General features: G+C 59.3%; 17 protein-coding genes and 1 pseudogene. 12 read left to right on the top strand and 6 right to left on the bottom strand.

All coding sequences use genetic code 11. The features are described from left to right. Nucleotides 1-50 precede the first annotated feature (50 nt). Complete coding sequence (gene zigA, locus RBH71_RS05085; RefSeq protein ID WP_111802557.1) at nt 51-1,256, bottom strand: zinc metallochaperone GTPase ZigA; 1,206 nt, start codon at nt 1,254-1,256, stop codon at nt 51-53. A gap of 359 nt (nt 1,257-1,615) precedes the next feature. Here zigA and aztA point away from each other — a divergent pair, with 359 nt between their 5' ends. The 9 genes from aztA to RBH71_RS05040 all read left to right on the top strand — a co-directional run bounded on the left by aztA (nt 1,616) and on the right by RBH71_RS05040 (nt 10,898). Beyond that, complete coding sequence (aztA, locus tag RBH71_RS05080; protein WP_111802556.1) at nt 1,616-2,431, top strand: zinc ABC transporter ATP-binding protein AztA; 816 nt, start codon at nt 1,616-1,618, stop codon at nt 2,429-2,431. Then, entirely contained in the window at nt 2,424-3,290 is an 867-nt protein-coding gene (aztB, locus tag RBH71_RS05075; RefSeq protein WP_003510628.1) for a zinc ABC transporter permease AztB, read from the top strand. Before aztA ends, aztB begins: the two co-directional genes overlap by 8 nt. Nucleotides 3,291-3,320: 30 nt before the next feature. Further along, the gene (gene aztC, locus RBH71_RS05070; protein ID WP_003510626.1) at nt 3,321-4,304 is read left to right on the top strand and encodes a zinc ABC transporter substrate-binding protein AztC; all 984 of its coding nucleotides are present in this window, start codon (nt 3,321-3,323) and stop codon (nt 4,302-4,304) included. 423 nt (nt 4,305-4,727) lie between these two features. Next, nucleotides 4,728-5,420, top strand: coding sequence for a FadR/GntR family transcriptional regulator (locus RBH71_RS05065; RefSeq protein WP_003510624.1), 693 nt, complete (start codon nt 4,728-4,730; stop codon nt 5,418-5,420). Continuing rightward, nucleotides 5,417-6,589 carry a PLP-dependent transferase gene (locus RBH71_RS05060; protein WP_111802555.1) on the top strand — a complete coding sequence of 391 codons (1,173 nt, stop codon included), beginning with the start codon at nt 5,417-5,419 and terminating at the stop codon, nt 6,587-6,589. The genes RBH71_RS05065 and RBH71_RS05060 overlap by 4 nt, the downstream gene beginning before the upstream one ends. 37 nt (nt 6,590-6,626) lie before the next feature. Beyond that, on the top strand, nt 6,627-7,886 hold the full coding sequence (locus RBH71_RS05055) for an ABC transporter substrate-binding protein (RefSeq protein ID WP_003510621.1): 1,260 nt from the start codon (nt 6,627-6,629) through the stop codon (nt 7,884-7,886). Between the two features lie 152 nt (nt 7,887-8,038). Then, nucleotides 8,039-8,983, top strand: coding sequence for a carbohydrate ABC transporter permease (locus RBH71_RS05050; protein ID WP_003510618.1), 945 nt, complete (start codon nt 8,039-8,041; stop codon nt 8,981-8,983). Between the two features lie 3 nt (nt 8,984-8,986). Further along, nucleotides 8,987-9,817, top strand: coding sequence for a carbohydrate ABC transporter permease (locus RBH71_RS05045; protein WP_003510396.1), 831 nt, complete (start codon nt 8,987-8,989; stop codon nt 9,815-9,817). A gap of 4 nt (nt 9,818-9,821) precedes the next feature. Next, nucleotides 9,822-10,898, top strand: a complete 1,077-nt coding sequence (locus tag RBH71_RS05040) for an ABC transporter ATP-binding protein (RefSeq protein WP_111802554.1) — start codon at nt 9,822-9,824, stop codon at nt 10,896-10,898. Nucleotides 10,899-10,908: 10 nt separating this feature from the next. On the opposite strand, the gene RBH71_RS05035 is transcribed toward RBH71_RS05040, so the two are convergent. From RBH71_RS05035 to RBH71_RS05015, 5 genes and pseudogenes are all read right to left on the bottom strand, one after another. After that, nucleotides 10,909-11,907: an ABC transporter ATP-binding protein gene (locus RBH71_RS05035; RefSeq protein WP_112175752.1), complete on the bottom strand. Its 999-nt coding sequence runs from the start codon at nt 11,905-11,907 to the stop codon at nt 10,909-10,911. A 12-nt stretch (nt 11,908-11,919) separates the two neighbouring features. After that, nucleotides 11,920-12,745: pseudogene (locus RBH71_RS05030) on the bottom strand (carbohydrate ABC transporter permease). Between the two features lie 12 nt (nt 12,746-12,757). Beyond that, the gene (locus tag RBH71_RS05025) at nt 12,758-13,630 is read right to left on the bottom strand and encodes a carbohydrate ABC transporter permease (RefSeq protein ID WP_111810036.1); all 873 of its coding nucleotides are present in this window, start codon (nt 13,628-13,630) and stop codon (nt 12,758-12,760) included. A gap of 71 nt (nt 13,631-13,701) precedes the next feature. Further along, on the bottom strand, nt 13,702-14,979 hold the full coding sequence (locus RBH71_RS05020) for a D-tagatose-bisphosphate aldolase, class II, non-catalytic subunit (RefSeq protein WP_323687187.1): 1,278 nt from the start codon (nt 14,977-14,979) through the stop codon (nt 13,702-13,704). After that, nucleotides 14,976-15,983, bottom strand: a complete 1,008-nt coding sequence (locus RBH71_RS05015; RefSeq protein WP_162632374.1) for a sugar kinase — start codon at nt 15,981-15,983, stop codon at nt 14,976-14,978. Before RBH71_RS05015 ends, RBH71_RS05020 begins: the two co-directional genes overlap by 4 nt. Before the next feature lie 311 nt (nt 15,984-16,294). On the opposite strand from RBH71_RS05015, the gene RBH71_RS05010 reads away from it, so the two are divergent. The 3 genes from RBH71_RS05010 (at nt 16,295) to RBH71_RS05000 (ending at nt 19,676) form a co-directional block, all read left to right on the top strand. After that, on the top strand, nt 16,295-17,608 hold the full coding sequence (locus tag RBH71_RS05010) for an ABC transporter substrate-binding protein (protein WP_111803014.1): 1,314 nt from the start codon (nt 16,295-16,297) through the stop codon (nt 17,606-17,608). Between the two features lie 270 nt (nt 17,609-17,878). After that, nucleotides 17,879-18,649: a galactitol 2-dehydrogenase gene (locus RBH71_RS05005; protein ID WP_111803032.1), complete on the top strand. Its 771-nt coding sequence runs from the start codon at nt 17,879-17,881 to the stop codon at nt 18,647-18,649. A gap of 16 nt (nt 18,650-18,665) precedes the next feature. After that, nucleotides 18,666-19,676, top strand: coding sequence for a D-altritol 5-dehydrogenase (locus RBH71_RS05000; RefSeq protein WP_065688977.1), 1,011 nt, complete (start codon nt 18,666-18,668; stop codon nt 19,674-19,676). Nucleotides 19,677-19,764 lie beyond the last annotated feature (88 nt).

Raw genomic sequence — 19,764 nt, 5'->3', positions numbered from 1 at the left:
GAAGGCGAAAGAGGCATCCGCTCGTCAAAAAGGTTTGAGTTGAGAACCAATCAAGCCGCCTGCCTGTCCCAGCTGGCGAAGGGGTCGGGCAGGTGTCGCCATGCGTCCGGGGTGAAGGCATCTGTGTCGATCAGGCACGTATCGAGCTGCGCGCGGATGCGCGCTTCGCTCATGGGATCGGAACCGATGAAGACGATTTCCTGCCGGCGGTCGCCAAAGACCGGGTCGAGATAGGGCTTCATCATGTCGAGGAACTGCTGCTCGCGCGGCCATTGCTCGCTCGGCACGGCGGACCACCAAAGGCCCATCTTGCCGGTGCGCACCAGTGCGCCGGCCTGGCTTATCTCGCCGACATAAGCTGGCCGCGTGGCCAGCCAGAAGAAGCCTTTGGCGCGCACCACACCGGGCCAGGCGCGGTCGATAAAACGTTGGAACAGCACGGGATCGAACGGCTTCCTGGCGCGGTAAACGAAGGAGCGGATGCCATATTCCTCGGTCTCGGGAATGTGGTCCTTGAAACCGTGCAACTCCTTGAACCACAGCGGGTGTTCTTCGGCCTTGGCGAAATCGAAGCGGCCGGTGCCCAGCACCTCCTTCAGTTCCACCTTGCCGAAATCGGCCTCGATGAGTTTCGCATCCGGGTTCAGCCCGACGATGATCTTGCGGGCGGCGTCCCGCTCATCCGGCGTGGCAGTGCCGATCTTGTTGAGGACGACGACATCGGCAAATTCGATCTGCTCGACCAAGAGGTCTACGATGGTTCGGTTGTCACCTTCGCCCGCCGTCTCACCACGGTCGGCAAGAAAGTCAGAGGAACCGTAGTCGTTGAGAAGATTGGCGGCATCCACCACCGTCACCATCGTGTCCAGATGCGCGACATCGGAAAGGCTGCGACCGTTTTCATCGCGAAAATCGAAAGTGGCGGCCACCGGCAGCGGCTCGGCAATGCCGGTGGATTCGATCAGCAGATAATCGAACCGGCCCTGCTCGGCGAGCGCGCGTACCTCATTCAGAAGGTCGTCGCGCAGCGTGCAACAGATGCAGCCATTGGTCATTTCCACAAGCTGTTCCTCGGTGCGCGAAAGATTGGCGCCGCCATCTCGCACAAGTGCCGCATCGATATTGATCTCGCTCATGTCGTTAACGATCAACGCGACCCGCAGACCGTCGCGGTTGGCGAGAATATGGTTGAGAAGCGTTGTTTTTCCGGCACCAAGAAAGCCGGAGAGGACAGTGACGGGAAGTTTTTTCGACATGCGGGCCTCGTTTTATTAGCGGTGGTAGCGTGGGAGTCATCGTCGTCACGACTTGCGGTAGAGAACGACGGGGCTAGTGGTCACATCGCTTGTTGCTTGTAACGTAATAACATTACATAAGCGCAGCGTGTCAACTGGCTTTAGAAAAATTGCTTGCCGGATGCTTCCTTCGGCTTGTCCCGGGAATCCAGAACCTGGCACGACCATACCCCCGAGGTGATCCTGGAGGTTTTGTCCAATGTGAGATGGAACCTACCTTTCCGATAGTTAACGTTATTTCATTACATATTCGTTTGACGAATGTAATAACATTACATATGAGGGGGGTCATCAAATGACATCATGCCCCGGAGGGATCGATGAACGATCCGTGCCTTGCCTTTAAAAATCTGACACTCGGATATGCCGGCCGCGCGGCGGTGCATCATCTGGATGGCGATATTGCCAAAGGGTCGCTCACGGCGGTGATCGGCGCCAATGGGTCGGGAAAATCGACGCTGATGAAGGGCATCGCCGGCATTTTGAAGCCACTTGGCGGTGAATGCCGGGTTACTCCAGGCGTTTCCGTCGCCTATCTACCGCAGCAGTCTGAACTCGACCGTTCCTTTCCGGCACAGGTGCGCGATCTGGTCGCGCTTGGTCTCTGGCCCAAACGCGGCCTGCTCGCTCGCCATCGCCAGTCGGACCGGGCGGCCATGGCCCATGTGCTGGAAGCGGTCGGACTTTCTGGCTTTGAAAAACGCAATATCGATTCACTCTCCGGCGGCCAGATGCAGCGCGCCCTTTTTGCCCGCGCCATGTTGCAGGATGCGCAGCTGATTTTGCTGGATGAGCCCTTCAACGCTGTCGATGAGCGCACCGTCGCCGACCTCATGGTGCTGATCAAAGCATGGGTTGCCGAGGGGCGCACGGTTCTGGCCGTTCTTCATGACTACGAGCTGGTGCGTCAGCATTTTCCGCAAACGCTTCTGCTTGCCAGACGGTTGGTGGGCTTTGGCCCGACACGGGAGGTTTTAAGGCCCGAAATGATGCAGCAGGCACGACGGTTTCACGAGGCATGGGACGGCGACGCCCCATGGTGCGAACCCGCACCAGCGACGGTGAACGCCGACCTGGCGGAAAAGCCGCAGGATTTCCCCAAACACTCGCAGGCGCATTCGCATATCCATGTCTGATTTCTTCATCGAGCCATTCATCCAGTATGTCTTCATGCAGCGTGCGCTTGCCGGTGCCTTGATCCTTGCTGTCAGTTGCGGGCCGGTCGGGGTGTTTCTGATGCTGCGCCGCATGAGCCTGACGGGTGATGCCATGTCGCACGCCATTTTGCCGGGGGCGGCGGTGGGCTTTCTGTTTTACGGGTTGGAGATTTTGCCGATGACCATCGGCGGGCTGGTCGTCGGTCTTCTGGTGGCACTGGGTGCCGGTGCGGTTTCGCGCTTCACCATCCAGAAGGAGGATGCCTCGCTTGCAGCCTTTTACCTCATTTCTCTGGCGCTCGGCGTGCTGCTCGTCTCCTGGCGCGGCTCCAGTGTCGATCTCATGCATGTGCTTTTCGGCACGGTGCTGGCACTGAACAATGAAGCGCTCGGCCTGATCGGCGGTATCTGCGTCGTAACGCTGACGGTGATGATGGTTTTCTGGCGCGCGCTGCTGGCGGAATGCCTCGATCCCCTGTTTCTGCGCTCGGTCAGCAACTGGGGGAGCCCTGTGCACTTCCTCTTCCTCGCCATCGTCGTCCTCAATCTGGTCGGCGGGTTTCAGGCGCTCGGAACCCTGCTTTCGGTTGGCCTGATGATGCTGCCCGCTGCCGCCAGCCGCTTCTGGTCCAATCGCGTCGCGCCAATGTGCTTCATCTCGATCGGCATCGGCATGGTCTCGTGTTTTGCAGGCCTGCTTCTGTCCTATCACGCGTCGCTACCATCAGGTCCGGCGATCATCCTGTCGGCAGGCGTCATCTATGTCCTGTCCATCGTCGTCGGCACACGCGGTGTGCTTCGCGATCTTCTCGGTTCCGGTCGTCACAGAACGGCCTGAAAACAGCGTTTGAAAAAAGGAGAACCCTTCATGTTCCAAACCCTACGTCTTGCTACCTGCGTAAGCCTTCTCTCCCTTTCCCCGGTCCTGATGGCGCAGGCTTCTGCGGCTGAACTCAAGGTCGTGGCCAGCTTCTCGATCATTGCCGACTTCGCGAAGAATGTCGGCGGCAACCGCGTCGAAATCACCACGATCGTCGGACCTGACGGCGACGCGCATGTCTACGAGCCGCGCCCAGCCGATGCCGTTGCCGTCAGCAAGGCGGATGTTGTGCTGGTGAACGGCCTTGCATTCGAAGGCTTCCTGAAGCGGCTGATCGATACCAGCGGCACAAAGGCGCCGGTCGTGGAGCTGACCAAGGGCGTGAAACCCCTCAGGATTTCCGACGAGCCAGCCGGTCACGCACATCCGGAAGCCGAGGAAGAGGCGGGTCACGACCACAAGGCAGAGGAAGCGCATGACCATGAGGGACACAATCACGGTGAATTCGATCCGCATGCCTGGCAGTCAATCAAGAATGCGGAAATATACGTGAAGAACATCGCCGGCGCATTTTGCGAGGTCGACAAGGCCGGTTGCGCAACTTACACCGCTAATTCACAGGCCTATATCGCCAAGCTCGCGGCTTTGAACGAGAAGGTGAAGACCGAGATCGCCGCCATTCCGCCGGAAAAACGCAACATCATCACCTCACATGATGCCTTCGGTTATTTCGAGCATGCCTATGGTCTCGAATTCCTGGCGCCGGAAGGTATCTCGACGGATTCCGAAGCGTCTGCCGCCGACGTCGCCAAGCTGGTGGATCAGATCAAGCACGACAAGGCCTCGGCGATCTTCGTCGAAAACATCACCGACAAGCGGTTGATGGACCAGATTGCCAAGGAAACCGGCCTGAAAGTTGGCGGAACGCTTTATTCCGACGCGCTCTCGACAGCCGACGGCCCGGCCGCAACCTATATCGATATGGTCAACCACAACATCGATACCATCAAGGCGGCCGTGCTTAGCCAGTAAGAAGACAAAACGGGCGAGGGTGGCACCAGCCACCCTCAGACACCTGACTAACGTATCCCAACACTCGATGTCATCCTCGGGCCCGTTCCGAGGATCCAGTCACGTATCGTAAAATCAATAGCTGGCAGATGCTCGCGATAGGCCCGAGCACGACGGAGGAGAAGTTTTTTCCTTCTGTCCTAGGCCCCAAGGTCGATTGTGCCGTCTCGCAAATTTTCCCCAACCGGTAAGCCTTCTCCAGCGTTACCAACGCCCAAATCTCTAATTTCCTTCTATTTTTTCCCGAATACGCAGTTCAACAGGGATGTGATCTCCCTGTTTAGGCTGCTTGCGTTCCCCGTTGACAATCGACCGACCGTTTGAAATGGTAAGATGTCAGACCAATTCAAAGGGTAAGTCTTGGATAGATCCAGCCGCGAACTGATGCAGCCTATTCCACCCAGCGACCGTGTGCGCCAGGTCGAGGCGGCACTCTCCGATTACGTCGAGAGGGCGGGACTGAAGGCTGGAGATCGGTTGCCGGCCGAGCGAGAGCTGATGGTGGCGCTGGGTGTCGGCCGTTCCACCATTCGCGAGGTCATCCGTAAGTTTCAGGCGCTGGGCGTTATCGACAGCCGCAAGGGCAGTGGCAATTATCTGCTAAAGCCGATTTCCGCCGCAACCGTGCATATGCCTATCTCCATCGATGCCGAAAGCCTGCGCGATGCGTTGTTGATGACGTTGGAAGTCCGGCGTGGCATCGAGGTTGAGGCCTCGATGGCTGCGGCGCGCCGGCGCACGGTGGAGGATATCGCCACGATGGAAGCGCGGCTCGATGAGATGGAGCGGGTGCATCTGGCTGAAGGCACGTCCGGCAAGGCCGACCTTGCCTTCCACCTCTCCATCTACGACGCCACGCATAATTCGCTGTTCAAGCAGCTGCTCGAGCAGATGCGCGAAGGTTTCGAACGTTTCTGGCTGAAGCCTTTCGACCGGCCGGACTTTGCAAGCCGCTCCTTCCCCTTTCACCGCACGCTGTTCAACGCCATCGCCGCCGGCGATGCGGAGACCGCCCGTGAAGAAACACTGAAAATCCTCGCTGTCGTCGAGGAGGATATCAAGGACATGTCGAAATGAACCAAGGCAACGATCTCTTCGATCCCGCCTCCCTGATCGTCGCCCATGATGAGACCCACGCTTTCGAAGCTGTGGTCCCGCCGCTTGTGCAGACCTCGCTTTTCACCTTTTCCAGCTACGACGAAATGGTTTCAACCTATCGCGGCGAAAAGGTGCGGCCGGTCTATACGCGAGGGCTCAACCCGACCGTCAGGATGTTTGAGGAAATGCTGGCAAGGCTTGAGGGCGCGGAAGATGCGCTTGGCTTCGCCAGCGGCATGTCGGCCATTTCCTCCACCGTTCTCTCCTTCGTTTCGCCGGGTGACCGCATCGTCGCGGTGCGCCATGTCTATCCCGATGCGTTTCGCCTGTTTGGCACCTTCATGAAGCGCATGAATGTCGAGGTGGTCTATGTCGACGGCCGCGACGAGGCGGCGGTTGAAAAGGCTATGCCCGGCGCGAAGCTCTTCTACATGGAAAGCCCGACCAGCTGGGTGATGGAGGCCCATGATGTCGGTGCGCTCGCCGCGATCGGCAAGCGCCATGGCGCCGTCACCGTCATCGATAATTCCTGGGCAAGCCCTGTCTTCCAGCAGCCGATCTCGCTCGGTGTCGATCTCGTCGTGCATTCGGCGTCGAAATATCTCGGCGGGCACAGCGATGTGGTCTCCGGCGTGGTTGCCGGTTCAAAGGCAATGATCGACCGCATTCGTGCAGAGACCTATCCCTATCTCGGTGGCAAGATGTCGCCCTTCGATGCGTGGTTGCTGATCCGCGGCTTGCGCACCCTGCCGCTGCGCATGAGGGCGCATCAGGCATCGGCGTTGGATATTGCCAGCCGCCTGCAGGCGCTCGATGTGGTGGAAAAGGTTTGCCATCCGGGATTGGCGAACCGCCTGCCGCCCGGCCTCAACGGTACGTCTGGCCTGTTTTCCTTCATTTTCAAGGAAGGGGTGGATGTGCGCGCTTTTGCCGACCGCCTCAAGCTTTTCAAACTGGGTGTTTCCTGGGGTGGGCATGAAAGCCTGATCGTCCCGGGTGAAGTGGTGCTTGAACAGAAGGCGCAGCCAAACTCCGCCCACACGTTCGGCATCAGCGCGCGTTCCGTGCGCCTGCATGTCGGACTGGAGGGCACGGAAGCGCTCTGGAACGATCTCGAACCCGCGATCAAGGCGGCCTCGGCCGTCTGACGCGTCTTAAAACTGACGACAAAAAGGGGAGAACGACATGAAAAAACTGGTAGCAGCAGCAATCTTTACCGCCCTGATGACCGGAACGGCGCTGGCGGATACGACCTTGAAACTGGTCGAGGTCATTACAAGTCCCGAACGGACGGAAACGCTGAAGGGCATCGTCTCGAAGTTCGAAACTGCCAATCCCGGCACCAAGGTGGAGATCATCTCGCTGCCCTGGAGCGAGGCCTTCCAGAAATTCGCCACGATGGTCTCCGCCGGCGATGTGCCTGATGTCATGGAAATGCCCGACACCTGGCTTTCGCTTTATGCCAATAACGGCATGCTCGAAAGTCTCGAACCCTACCTCGCCAAATGGGAATACACCAAGGGTCTGAGTGAACGCACGCTGGAACTCGGCCGTGATGTGAAGAACACGGCCTATATGCTTCCCTACGGCTTTTATCTCCGGGCCATGTTCTACAACAAGAAACTGCTGGAACAGGCTGGCGTGAAGGAGCCGCCGAAGACGCTCGACGAATTCGCCGATGCCTCCAAGAAGGTCGCAGCACTTCCCGGCAAATACGGTTATTGCCTGCGTGGCGGGCCGGGCGGACTTAACGGCTGGGTCATGTTCGGCGCGTCCATGGCGGGATCGAACGAGTTCTTCACCAAGGACGGCACCTCCACCTTTGACAGCCCTGGCTGGGTGAAGGGCCTGACCTATGTGATCGATCTCTACAAGAACGGGTTGGCGCCGAAAGACAGCGTCAACTGGGGCTTCAACGAGATCGTCGCGGGATTTTATTCCGGCACCTGCGCTTTCCTCGATCAGGATCCGGACGCCCTTATCGCTATTGCCCAGCGCATGAAGCCGGAAGATTTCGGCGTCATGACCATGCCGAAGGGACCTGACGGCAAGACCTTCCCGACCATCGGTTTCGCCGGCTGGTCGATCATGTCGGCATCCGCCAACAAGGACCTCTCCTGGAAACTGGTCGAGACTCTGGAAGGGCCGGAAGGCAATATCGAGTGGAACAAGAAGACGGGTGCGCTGCCGGTGCACAAGTCGGCGGAGAAGGACCCCTTCTACGCCAGCGAGCAGTTCAAGGGCTGGTTCGACGAACTGGCGGACAAGAACGCCGTGCCGACGAAGATGCCGACCTATCTTGAGGAATTCGCATTCTTCAAGGATTCGCTTGTTATCAAAACATCGCAGGAAGCGCTTCTTGGCGATATCTCACCGGAAGACCTCGCCAAGCAATGGGCTGACTATATGACGAAGGCGCAGCAGAAGTTCCTCGCCTCCAAATAAACCACACGGTTGGCCGCGCGAGGTTTGAACCCGCGCGGCCGTTCTTGCGGGCTGTCCCAAACGGCAGGCCCCATTCCAAAACGTGCGGACCGGCTGGCCAGAAGCGTTAGAAAAACCTGTCCGCCCCGCCGTCCGATCAGGAGCGATCAATCATGTCCTATGCCCATGGCGCCGGACCCGTGGCCGCGCGCAACCGCGCCGGCAAGCCGGCAATGCAGCGTTTTGCCGACTGGGCCGAACCCTGGCTCTATAGTGCGCCGGTTCTCGTGCTCATTGTTGCCGTCATGCTGGTGCCGCTGGTGCTCGGCCTGTCCTATGCGTTTCGCGACGTGCAGCTGCTCAATCCTTTTTCCGGCGGTTTCGTTGGCTTGAAACATCTGGAGGCACTGTCGCAGGATGCGGCCTTTTACCGGGCGCTGAAAAATACGCTGTGGTGGACGGGGGCTTCGGTATTCCTGCAGTTTTTCTTTGGTCTCATTCTGGCGCTGCTGCTGGACAAGCCGTTCGCGGGCAGGGGGCTGGCCCAGGCGCTGGTGTTTCTTCCATGGGCCGTGCCAACCTTTCTTGCCGGTCTCAACTGGGCGTGGCTGTTCAATCCGGTCATAGGACCGCTGCCGCACTGGATGGTCTCGCTCGGGCTTCTCTCCGCGCCCAACAATATTCTTGCCGATCCGCAGCTTGCCATGTGGGGGCCGATCATCGCCAATGTCTGGTGGGGCATTCCTTTCTTCGCCATCACATTGCTTGCCGCACTTCAGGCGATCCCGCGTGATCTTTACGAGGCCGCTTCCATCGATGGGGCAAACCCGTTGCAGCGCTTCACCTCCATCACCCTCCCATTTCTCGCACCCACCATCGCCATCACCGTTTTGCTGCGCACCGTCTGGATCGCCAATTTTGCCGATCTCATCATCGTCATGACCAATGGCGGACCGGCAGACCGCACCCAGATCGTTGCGAGCTACATCTTCACGCAGGCCTTCCGGCGGCTTGATTTCGGCTATGCCTCGGCCATCGCGCTGGTACTTCTGGTGCTGCTTCTGGCCTATTCCATGCTCATCGTGCTCCTGCGCCAACGCCTTATCGAGAAGGACTGACCGATGACATCAAGGATATTCCTCACCCTTGCCCATCGCCTGGCGATCCTCGCCTATATCGTCTTTGCGCTGTTTCCGCTGTTCTGGCTGCTCAAGGTCTCGGTCACGCCGAACGACCTGCTTTATAGCGAAGGCGTGCGAATGTGGCCGTCGCACGCGACGCTCGATCATTATCGATATGTCATAGAAAACAGTGCCTTCCCGACATTTTTTAAGAACAGCGTCATCGTTGCCGGCTCCACGGCACTTGCCGTAACGGTACTCTCGTCACTGTCCGGTTATGCGCTGTCGCGGTTCCGCTTCAAGGGCAAATACTGGATCGTGGCGCTGATGCTGATTACCCAGATGTTTCCGCTGGTCATGCTGGTCGCGCCGATCTTCAAGATGCTGTCGCCGCTCGGCCTCACCAACAGCCTGACGGGTCTCGTCATCGTCTACACCGCCTTCAACGTGCCGTTTGCCACTTTCCTCATGCAGTCATTCTTCGACGGTATTCCGAAGGATCTGGAAGAGGCGGCGATGATCGACGGGGCAAGCCGCTTCACGGCATTCCGCCAGATCATCCTGCCGCTGACATTGCCGGGCATCGCTGCGACGCTGGGCTTCGTCTTCACCGCCGCGTGGAGCGAGTTGCTGTTTGCGCTGATGCTGATTTCGGGCAACCAGAGCGCCACATTCCCGGTCGGGCTGTTGACCTTCGTTTCAAAATTTTCCGTCGATTTCGGGCAGATGATGGCGGCGGGTGTGCTGGCGCTCATTCCGGCCTGTCTCTTCTTCCTGCTCATTCAACGTTATCTCGTGCAGGGCCTGACGGCCGGCGCGGTGAAAGGATAATCCCATGGCTTCCATCGAGCTGAAGAATGTCGGCAAGACCTATGGCGACCTTGCGGTCCTGCACGGGGTCGATCTGAAGATCGAGGACGGCGAATTCATCGTCCTCGTCGGCCCATCCGGCTGCGGAAAATCGACACTGCTGCGAATGATCGCCGGTCTGGAGGAGATTTCAGCGGGCGAATTGACCATCGACGGTGAGCGCGTCAACGACCGCAAGCCGAAGGACCGGGATATCGCCATGGTGTTCCAGTCCTATGCGCTTTATCCGCATATGAGCGTCGCCGACAATATGAGCTACAGCCTGCGCCTGCGCCGCAGCACCAAGGAAACAATCGCGGCGGCCGTGGCCGGTGCTTCGGCGAAACTCGGTCTCGATCCCTATCTGGCACGCCGTCCGAAGGCGCTTTCCGGCGGCCAGCGCCAGCGCGTCGCCATGGGCCGGGCCATCGTGCGCCAGCCTAAGGCATTTCTGTTCGATGAGCCACTCTCCAACCTCGATGCACGGCTTCGCGAGCAGATGCGGGCCGAAATCAAGCGCATGCATGCTGATCTCGGCGCTACCTCGGTTTATGTCACCCATGACCAGATCGAGGCGATGACGCTTGCATCCCGTATCGTCGCGATGAATGCTGGCCATGTGCAGCAGATCGGCGCACCGCTCGATCTCTACGATCGCCCAGCCAATCTGTTCGTCGCTGGTTTTATCGGTTCGCCTGGCATGAATTTTCTGGAAGGACGGCTCGGGCGGGAGAATGGCGGTAGTTTCGTCGTGCTCGGCGATGGCACACGCCTCGAACTCGGCCGCAACGTGAAGCTTGCCGATGGTGAGCCGGTTACACTCGGTATCCGGCCGGAACATGTCACCGTCTCGCCTGCGGATGGTGCTGTCGAGGCGACCGTCGATCTCGTCGAGCCGACGGGTCTCGGCATCATCCTGCACCTGACCGTGCATGGATTGCCCTTCAAGCTGTTTTCGTCTGATCGGGCGCTGTTGCAGCCGGGCAAGTCCCTGCGGGTCGGTTTCCCGCAGGAACGGCTTCATGTTTTTGACCGAAACGGTGTAAGGATCGACGAGGCCTGAACTTAAGGCGTCATATCGCGATGCCCTTGTCATCGAACCTGTGGATTTTGGCATCATCGGGTGTGATGAAGACGGTATCGCCGTGTTTGCATTCGAATTCACCGTCGGTTCTGGCGGTGATGGGGCCGATGCCGGGGACGTCGAGGTGGAGGAAGGTGTCGGAGCCGAGATGTTCGGCGACCGTGACCTTGCCCTGCCACAGGCCGGTTTCTTTCGACAGTGTCAGGTGCTCGGGCCGCACGCCGGCGGTGGTCGCACCCTTTTGCCGGGCGTACTCGCCGGTCACCAGGTTCATGCGCGGCGAGCCGATGAAGCCGGCGACGAAGAGGTTGGCAGGCGAGCGGTAAAGCTCCATGGGCGAGCCGACCTGCTCAATATTGCCGCGGTTGAGGACCACGATCTTGTCGGCCATGGTCATGGCTTCCACCTGGTCGTGGGTGACGTAGATCATCGTCGTCTTCAACGTGTTGTGCAGCTCGGAGATTTCCAGCCGCATGGTGCCGCGCAGCGCCGCATCGAGGTTGGAGAGCGGCTCGTCAAACAGGAACGCCTTCGGTTCGCGCACGATGGCGCGGCCGATGGCCACGCGCTGGCGCTGGCCGCCGGACAGTTGCGAGGGCCGGCGTTCGAGATAATCGGTGAGGTTGAGGATGCGGGCGGCATCGTCGACCTTCTTGTCGATGACGGCCTTGTCGAGCTTGGCCATCTTCAGCGGGAAGGCGATGTTGTTCCTGACGCTCATATGCGGATAAAGCGCATAGGACTGGAACACCATGGCAAGGCCGCGCTCGGCCGGGGCCTTTTCGGTGGCGTCGTTGCCGTCGATGACTATTCTGCCGCCGGAGACGTCTTCCAGCCCGGCAATCAGGCGCAGCAGCGTTGACTTGCCGCAGCCGGACGGGCCGACGAAGACGACGAACTCGCCGTCATGGATGTCGAGATCGATCGACGGGATGACTTTTGCCTCGCCGAAGAGCTTGGACACGTTCTGAAGGGAAATGCTGCCCATTATTGTCGTTCCTTATTTCACGGCGCCAAAGGTGAGGCCACGCACGAGTTGTTTCTGCGAGAACCAGCCGATGACGAGAATGGGGGCGATCGCCATCATCGAGGCGGCCGAGAGCTTGGCCCAGAACAGCCCCTGCGGTGAGGAGAAGGAGGCGATGAAGGCCGTCAGCGGTGCCGCATTGGTGGTCGTCAGCCGGATGGTCCAGAAGGATTCTGTTCCAGGCAAGAATGACGTTCAGGAGCAGCGTCGAGGCAATGCCCGGAACCGCCATTGGGGTCAGTACATGCACGATCTCGTTCCAGAGCGAGGCACCATCCATGCGGGCTGCTTCCAGAATCTCGCCGGGGATTTCGCGGAAGTAGGTATAAAGCATCCACACCACGATCGGCAGGTTGATGAAGGTGAGCATGACGGTCAGCCCAATGCGGGTATCGAGCAGGCCGGCATTGCGGAAGATCAGGTAGATCGGCACCAGCACCGCCACCCCCGGCATCATCTTGGTGGAGAGCATCCACATCAGAATGTCCTTGGTGCGCCTGGTCGGCGAGAATGCCATGGCCCAGGCGGCGGGAATGGCGATCATGAGCGCGATGATCGTCGAGCCGAGCGACAGCACGACCGAGTTCATGAACGGCTTGAAGTAATCGCGCTGGGTCTGCACGGTGATGTAGTTTTCGAGCGTGCCCGAGGGAATGAGGCTGAAGCCTGCGATCGCCTCCGGCTCGGTCTTGATCGAGGTGAGGAAGGCGTAAAGGATCGGGAAGAACAGCAGCAACGCCACGGCCCATGCCGCGATGGTGAAGCCGATCTTTGCGCGTGTCGTTGTCTTGCGGGCCATGATCGCTTCTCCTTAACGGTCGAGGTTCTTGCCGACGGCGCGCATCAGGAAGATGGCGACGATATTGGCGAGCACGACGGCGATGATGCCACCGGCCGATGCGCCGCCGACGTCGTAGCCCAGAAGCGCCGTGCGATAGATGAGGAAGGCAAGGTTGGTCGAGGCATAGCCGGGGCCGCCATTGGTGGTGACGAGGATTTCCGCGTAAACGCCGAGCAGGAAGATCGTCTGGATGAGGATGACGACGGTGATGGCGCGGGCAAGATGCGGCAGCGTCAGGTAGATGAAGCGGTTGATGAAGTTGGCGCCATCCATCTCGGCCGCTTCCTTCTGCTCGCCATCGAGCGACTGGAGGGCGGTGAGCAGGATCAGCGTGGCAAAGGGCAGCCATTGCCAGGCGACGATGATGATGATGGAGAGCAGCGGAAACTGCGCGAACCAGTCGACCGGCTGCAGGCCGAAGAAGCGCGACAGATCGGCAAGCACGCCGTAACCGGGATGCATGATCATGTTCTTCCACACCAGCGCCGCGACAGGCGGCATGACGAAGAAGGGCGAGATGATCATGATGCGCACGATGCCCTGACCGAAGATGTCCTGGTCAAGCAGAAGCGCAATCGCAATACCGCCGATGACAGTGATGAGAAGCACGCCGCCGACGATGGCAAGCGTGTTGAAGATCGACTGGAAGAAGGCCGGATCGGTATAGAAATACTGGTAATTGAACAGGCCCGCGAAGCTGACATTGGCAGGGTTGAGCAGATTGTAGTTCTGGAACGAAAACCACAGCGTCATCGCCAGGGGCACGATCATCCACACCAGCAAAAGCAGCACCGAAGGCGTAAGCATAACCCGCGCCAGACCGCTCGTGTTTCGTGTTGCCATTGGTAGTCCCCTCCATGACCGATACCCGCAACGTCTCCGCCGGGGCATCCGAATTTAACTTGACGATTGTCTTAGCCGCGACCTTCGCCCGTCGCCGCATGGTAGGTTGCCAGCACCTGATCCACCGCGGCGATCAGAACCTCCTCCATATCCTTGCCTGCAACCGTGGCGAGCGGCAGCTCGCCGAGGTATTGGCGCAGCAGGGTTTCGGGAATTGTCTTCCCGTCAAGCGCCTTATGCAAGGCGGAAACGGCTGCGAGCGCCTCGGGCCTTGTCCAGTAATAGCGAATGCGGTCGCTGTAGCTGTAGTGACGCTGCAATCTGAGCGTGATGTCATCACCATGGTAATGACCCTGCCAGTCGCCGGGCGCGCCGAGCATCAGCTGTTCCATGGTCCGCGCCAGCGGCCGGTCGCCATAGTCGCCGACCATCTCGGATGCGATCATATCGAGAGCGTAGAGTGCTTCGCGGTAAGCGAAGGTCAGCCCCGGACCGACTTTCAGGATCGGATATCCATCGCGCACAAGGGCGCCAAGCGCTGCTCTCGTTTGATAATCCGTCGAGTGTGCCTCAAAGACCAGTTGCGGTTCGCCGTCCAGCACGGCGCTGAGCGCCGTGGCCGCATCCGGATTGTAAGCGACGACATTGTCGCTGCCGAATTCCACGCCGGGCTGCACGACAAAGGCGATGACCCGTTCGAACGCATCGGAAAGACCGTACTGCGCGAATATCTCACGGTGCAGGTCAATGGTCATGCGCGCCGCCTGCGGCTCGGTGGGCGCCACCGTGTCGAGCACGTGATCGGCGCCGCCCGGCACCGGCACTTCGGTACCGAGAATGTAAAGCGGTTTTGGCAGCCCCGCCTCGGCGGCTGCCTTTTCGGCGACAGCCGCGAGTTTTGCCGCGCGATTGGCAATCGTAACGTCATCCAGTGCGGCCGGCTCACCGGCGCAGCCCATCGACGCATCCAAATGAATCTTGCGAAAACCGGCTGTGACATAGGCTTCGACCATGGTGGCTGCTTTTGTCAGCGCGTCCTCGGCTTTCTCCTCGCGCCAGGGATTGGGACCGAGATGATCGCCGCCGAAAATCAGGAGCTCGCCGGGCAGTCCCTCTTCCTGCGCAATGCTATTGACGAAGGTAACGAAGTAGCGCGGCGTCATGCCGGTATAACCGCCGAGATGATTGACCTGGTTGCAGGTGGCCTCGATCAGCACGGCTGTTTGACCGGCAGCGGCGCGGCGAATTGCGGCGCGCAGGACAACGGGGTGGGCAGAGCAGACCGAAGTGATACCTGCCGGCTTGCCGGCACGGCGCGCGGCGGCGAGATTTTCCAGAATGGCGGTCATAGGACTTCCTCCGACAATAGCGCGGTCATGAAGGCGTCAAGTTCGGCAAGGCTGGCAGCGCCTTCCATGGGGCCGCGCTTTATGACGTTGTGCGCGCCTGATGCATTGGCATAGGTGAGCGCTCTTTCGGGATGCATGCCGAGGCGGCGGCAGGTGAGGTAAGTTGCGCCGAAACAGTCGCCGGCGCCGGTCGGATCAATTTCCGAGACCGTCAGTCCGGGGGCGTCGATGCGGCCATAGGCGCGGCTGAAGTGGCTGGCGCCTTGCGCGCCGCGCTTCAGCACGATCTCGCCGATACCGGAGGCGAGGAGCTTTTCTATCGCTGCGTCCTCGTCATCCAGACCGGAGGCAGCTTGAAGTTCTTCGCCGGAAGGCAGCAGAAGGTCGGTGACATCAAGGAGATCGTCGATCAGCTTGCGGCCCTCGTTACCCTGCACCAGTTCCTTGCGGATGTTCGGATCGAAAGACACCGAGCCGCCGCGCGCCTTGACGCTTTTGATCGCCTCGAGAATGATCTCGCCGATACCGGCAATCGCAAACGCCGATCCCATGACGTGCACATGGCCCGCCTGTTCGATGAGAGCCTGCGCCTTATCAGTCATGTGCGTTTCGCGCGCTGCCGAATGGGCGATGTTGAAAACGAAATCCCGTGCGCCGTTTTCCCTGTAGCGGACAAAAGCGCTGCCGGTCGGCCGGTCCGCAATGGTGGCGATGGCCGATATGTCCACGCCGTCACGGCGCAGCCGCTCGATGTTGAGGCGGCCGAAATCGTCATCGCCAACAGCCGCGATAATGCCGGCGCTGCCGCCGCAACGCGCGACCTGATCGATGAAAATGGCGGGCGCGCCGCTTGGAAAGGGGCCGATCAGCGTTTGCGGCTCGAGAAAGCCGTCGCCCACTGTCGTCGCCATGATTTCCACGAGGATTTCACCCGCCGTAATGGTCGGGCCTTTCGCGTGCGGCGCAAGTGCGGATACCTGCCTCATCATCTCCTCCATATGCATTCGGCTCCCACCTTTCCGGTGGGTGCAAATCCCCGGCGTCCCGGCTCTGTTATTTTCCGGATATCAGTTAAAATTTACGCGCGTCAAGATATTTTTTGATGGTGTTTTTGTTGCGATGCAACAAGTAAAGCGGATCATGTAATTATTTTTGATGACATTATCGACTTTAAAACAGCTATTTATAGCAATATATCCAAGAGTGCTCACGTCACATTTTATTTTTGGATGTTGACAAATGGCGCGATTTTGCGAGATAAAAATTTACGCATGTATTGTTATGCGTGGACATCCGTAAAGGAGGAGCGGGTCTCATGAGCAAATTCATTGGAATTCTGTCGTCGTCTGTGGTTGGAGCGGGCCTTTTGGCCGGACTTGCGCAGGCGGAAGAAATCAACATCGCCACCGTCAACAATGGCGACATGATCATCATGCAGAAGCTTTCCAGCGCCTGGGAGAAGGAAACAGGAAACAAGATCAACTGGATCGTGCTGGAAGAGAATGTTCTGCGCGAACGCGTCACCACCGATATCGCCACCAATGGCGGCCAGTTCGACATCATGACCATCGGCGGTTACGAAGCGCCGATCTGGGGCAAGCAGGGCTGGCTGGCTCCGGTCGATGATCTCGGCGACGATTACGATTACGCCGATCTGCTCGATCCGATCAAAAAGGGCCTGACGGTGGACGGCAAGCTTTACGCGGTGCCGTTTTATACCGAAAGCTCGTTCACCCTTTACCGCAAGGACCTGTTCGACGCGGCCGGCCTGAAAATGCCTGATAATCCGAGCTACGACCAGATCAAGGACTTCGCGGCCAAGCTGACGGAGAAGTCGAAACAGCAATATGGCATTTGCCTGCGCGGCAAGCCGGGCTGGGGCGAGAACATGGCTTTCCTCGGTACCATGATCAATACCTATGGTGGACGCTGGTTCGACATGGACTGGAAGCCGCAGCTGACGAGCGAGCCGTGGAAAAAGGCGATCTCGGATTATGTTGCGCTGATGACCTCCTACGGCCCGCCCGGTGCGGCGACCAACGGCTTTAACGAGAACCAGACGCTGTTCGCATCCGGCCATTGCGCGATGTGGATCGACGCCACCTCGGCTGCGGGACGTATCTACGATCCCAAACAGAGCCAGGTTGCCGACAAGACCGCTTTCACGCGTGCTCCGGTAGAGGCAACGCCGAACGGATCGAGCTGGTCGTGGTCATGGAACCTTGCAATTCCGAACACCACGAAGAAGCTCGAAACCGCCAAGTCATTCGTTAAATGGGCGACCTCGAAGAACTATGTGAAGACGGTCGGCGAAAGCGAAGGCTGGGTCGCCGTGCCGCCCGGTACGCGCAAATCCACCTATGAGCTGCCAGAATACAAGAAGGCCGCACCCTTTGCGGATACGGTGCTGAAAGCCATCATGTCCGCCGATCCGTCGAAGCCGACAAAGGATCCGGTCCCCTATACTGGCGTGCAGTTCGTCGCCATACCGGAATTCCAGTCGATCGGCACGGTTGTCGGCCAGCAGATTGCGGCAGCACTCTCCGGCCAGCAGACCGTCGATACGGCGCTCGAAGGCGCCCAGAAACAGGTCGAGCGTGACATGACCCGCGCGGGCTACATCAAGTAGCCGCGTCCTCCCGGCGTGCCGCCCGTTCGTCACTTTGGCGGCGGGCGGCATGGGTGGGGCTGGCGCACCCGCCGCCCTCATTCGTGTGCTTGTCACAGGAATCCAGTCAGCCCAAGTCCTTGGGCTGAAAAGGACTCTCTCGCCACGCAGACGCGCGTCGGCTGGATTCCTGTGACAGGCACAGGAATGAGGGGAGTGAGAAAATCGCATCTAACACAAACGCGCATGGCCGAGTTCATCCATTACCCGCCATGCATCACGGAGATCGACATGAGATTGAAGAACAAGGTCGCGCTGATTACCGGCGCCGCCCGCGGCATCGGCCTTGGTTTTGCACAGGCTTTCGCCGATGAGGGTGCAAAGGTCATCATCGCCGATATCGATATTGCCAGGGCGACCGCTTCTGCAGCCGCTATAGGCCCATCCGCCAAGGCCATCCGTCTGGACGTGACTGACCTTGGTCAGATCGATGCGGTTGTAAAGGCGACCGATGAGGAATTCGGCGGCATCGATATTCTCGTCAACAATGCCGCGATCTTCGATATGGCGCCGATCAACGGCATTACCGAAGAAAGCTATGAGCGGGTTTTCGACATCAATCTCAAGGGGCCGCTTTTCATGATGAAGGCCGTCTCCAATGTCATGATCGCGCGTGCGCGCGGCGGCAAGATCATCAATATGGCGAGCCAGGCCGGTCGGCGCGGTGAGGCGCTCGTGACGCTTTATTGCGCTTCCAAAGCGGCGATCATTTCCGCCACGCAGTCGGCGGCGCTGGCGCTCGTCAAACACGGCATCAACGTCAATGCGATTGCGCCGGGTGTCGTGGATGGCGAGCACTGGGAAGTGGTCGATGCGCATTTCGCCAAATGGGAAGGCTTGAAGCCGGGTGAGAAGAAGGCGGCGGTGGCCAAATCCGTGCCGATCGGCCGTTTCGCCACGCCGGATGACATCAAGGGCCTTGCAGTTTTCCTCGCCTCTTCCGACAGCGACTATATTCTCGCCCAGACATATAATGTCGACGGCGGCAACTGGATGAGCTGAAAAGCCGGAGATGACCATGCATGCGATTCAATTCGTCGAGAAGGGACGAGCCGTGCTTACGGACGTGCCCGTCGCCGATCTGCCGCCGGGGCATGCCCTTGTCCGGGTCAAGGCTTCGGGGCTGTGCCATACCGATATCGACGTGCTACATGCGCGTTACGGTGACGGTGCCTTTCCCGTCATTCCCGGCCATGAATATGCTGGCGAAGTTGCGGCGGTGGCGGCAGATGTCACTGGTATCAAGGTCGGCGACAGGGTTGTCGTCGATCCCAATCTGCCCTGCGGCACCTGCCCCAGTTGCAGGAAAGGGCTTACCAACCTCTGCAACACGCTGAAGGCCTATGGCGTTTCCCACAATGGCGGTTTTGCGGAATTCAGCGTGGTGCGCGCCGACCAACTGCATGGCATAGGTTCCATGCCCTATCACGTGGCAGCACTTGCCGAACCGCTCGCCTGCGTCGTCAACGGCATGCAGAGCGCGGGTATTGGCGAGATTGGGTCGGTGCCGGGCAATGCGCTTGTTTTTGGCGCCGGCCCCATCGGCCTGCTGCTCGCCCTGTCGCTGAAATCACGAGGCATTGCCACGGTGACGATTGCGGACATCAACGAAAGCAGGCTGGACTTCGCTGAAAGTCTTGGACTTCAGACGGCGGTTTCCGGGTCTGAGGCGCTGCTGCGGCAACAGAAGGCGTTCGATTTCGTGGCGGATGCGACCGGCATCGCAGCTGTTGCGGAAGCAATGATCCCGCTGGTCGCGGATGGCGGCACGGCGCTGTTTTTCGGTGTCTGCGCGCCGGATGCCCGTATCTCGGTTGCGCCTTTCGAAATCTTCCGGCGGCAGCTGAAGCTTGTCGGCTCACATTCGCTGAACCGCAATATACCGCAGGCGCTTGCCATTCTGGAAACGGATGGTGATGTCATGGCGCGGCTGGTGTCGCACCGGCTGCCGCTTTCGGATATGCTGCCGTTCTTTATGAAAAAGCCGTCCGATCCGGCCACGATGAAAGTGCAATTTGCAGCCGAATGATCGTTTGGCCGTTGATAACCGTATTCGACCGGCTTTTCGTGCGAAGGCCGGTCGATATAGAGTACCACATGTAATATTTCATGGGGGC

Origin of the sequence: Rhizobium sp. AN68 (assembly GCF_030758035.1) — a bacterium.
Classification (GTDB): domain Bacteria; phylum Pseudomonadota; class Alphaproteobacteria; order Rhizobiales; family Rhizobiaceae; genus Agrobacterium; species Agrobacterium tumefaciens.
The sequence above is the reverse complement of the archived record's forward strand: the minus strand, read 5'-3'. Positions and strand labels throughout refer to the sequence as shown.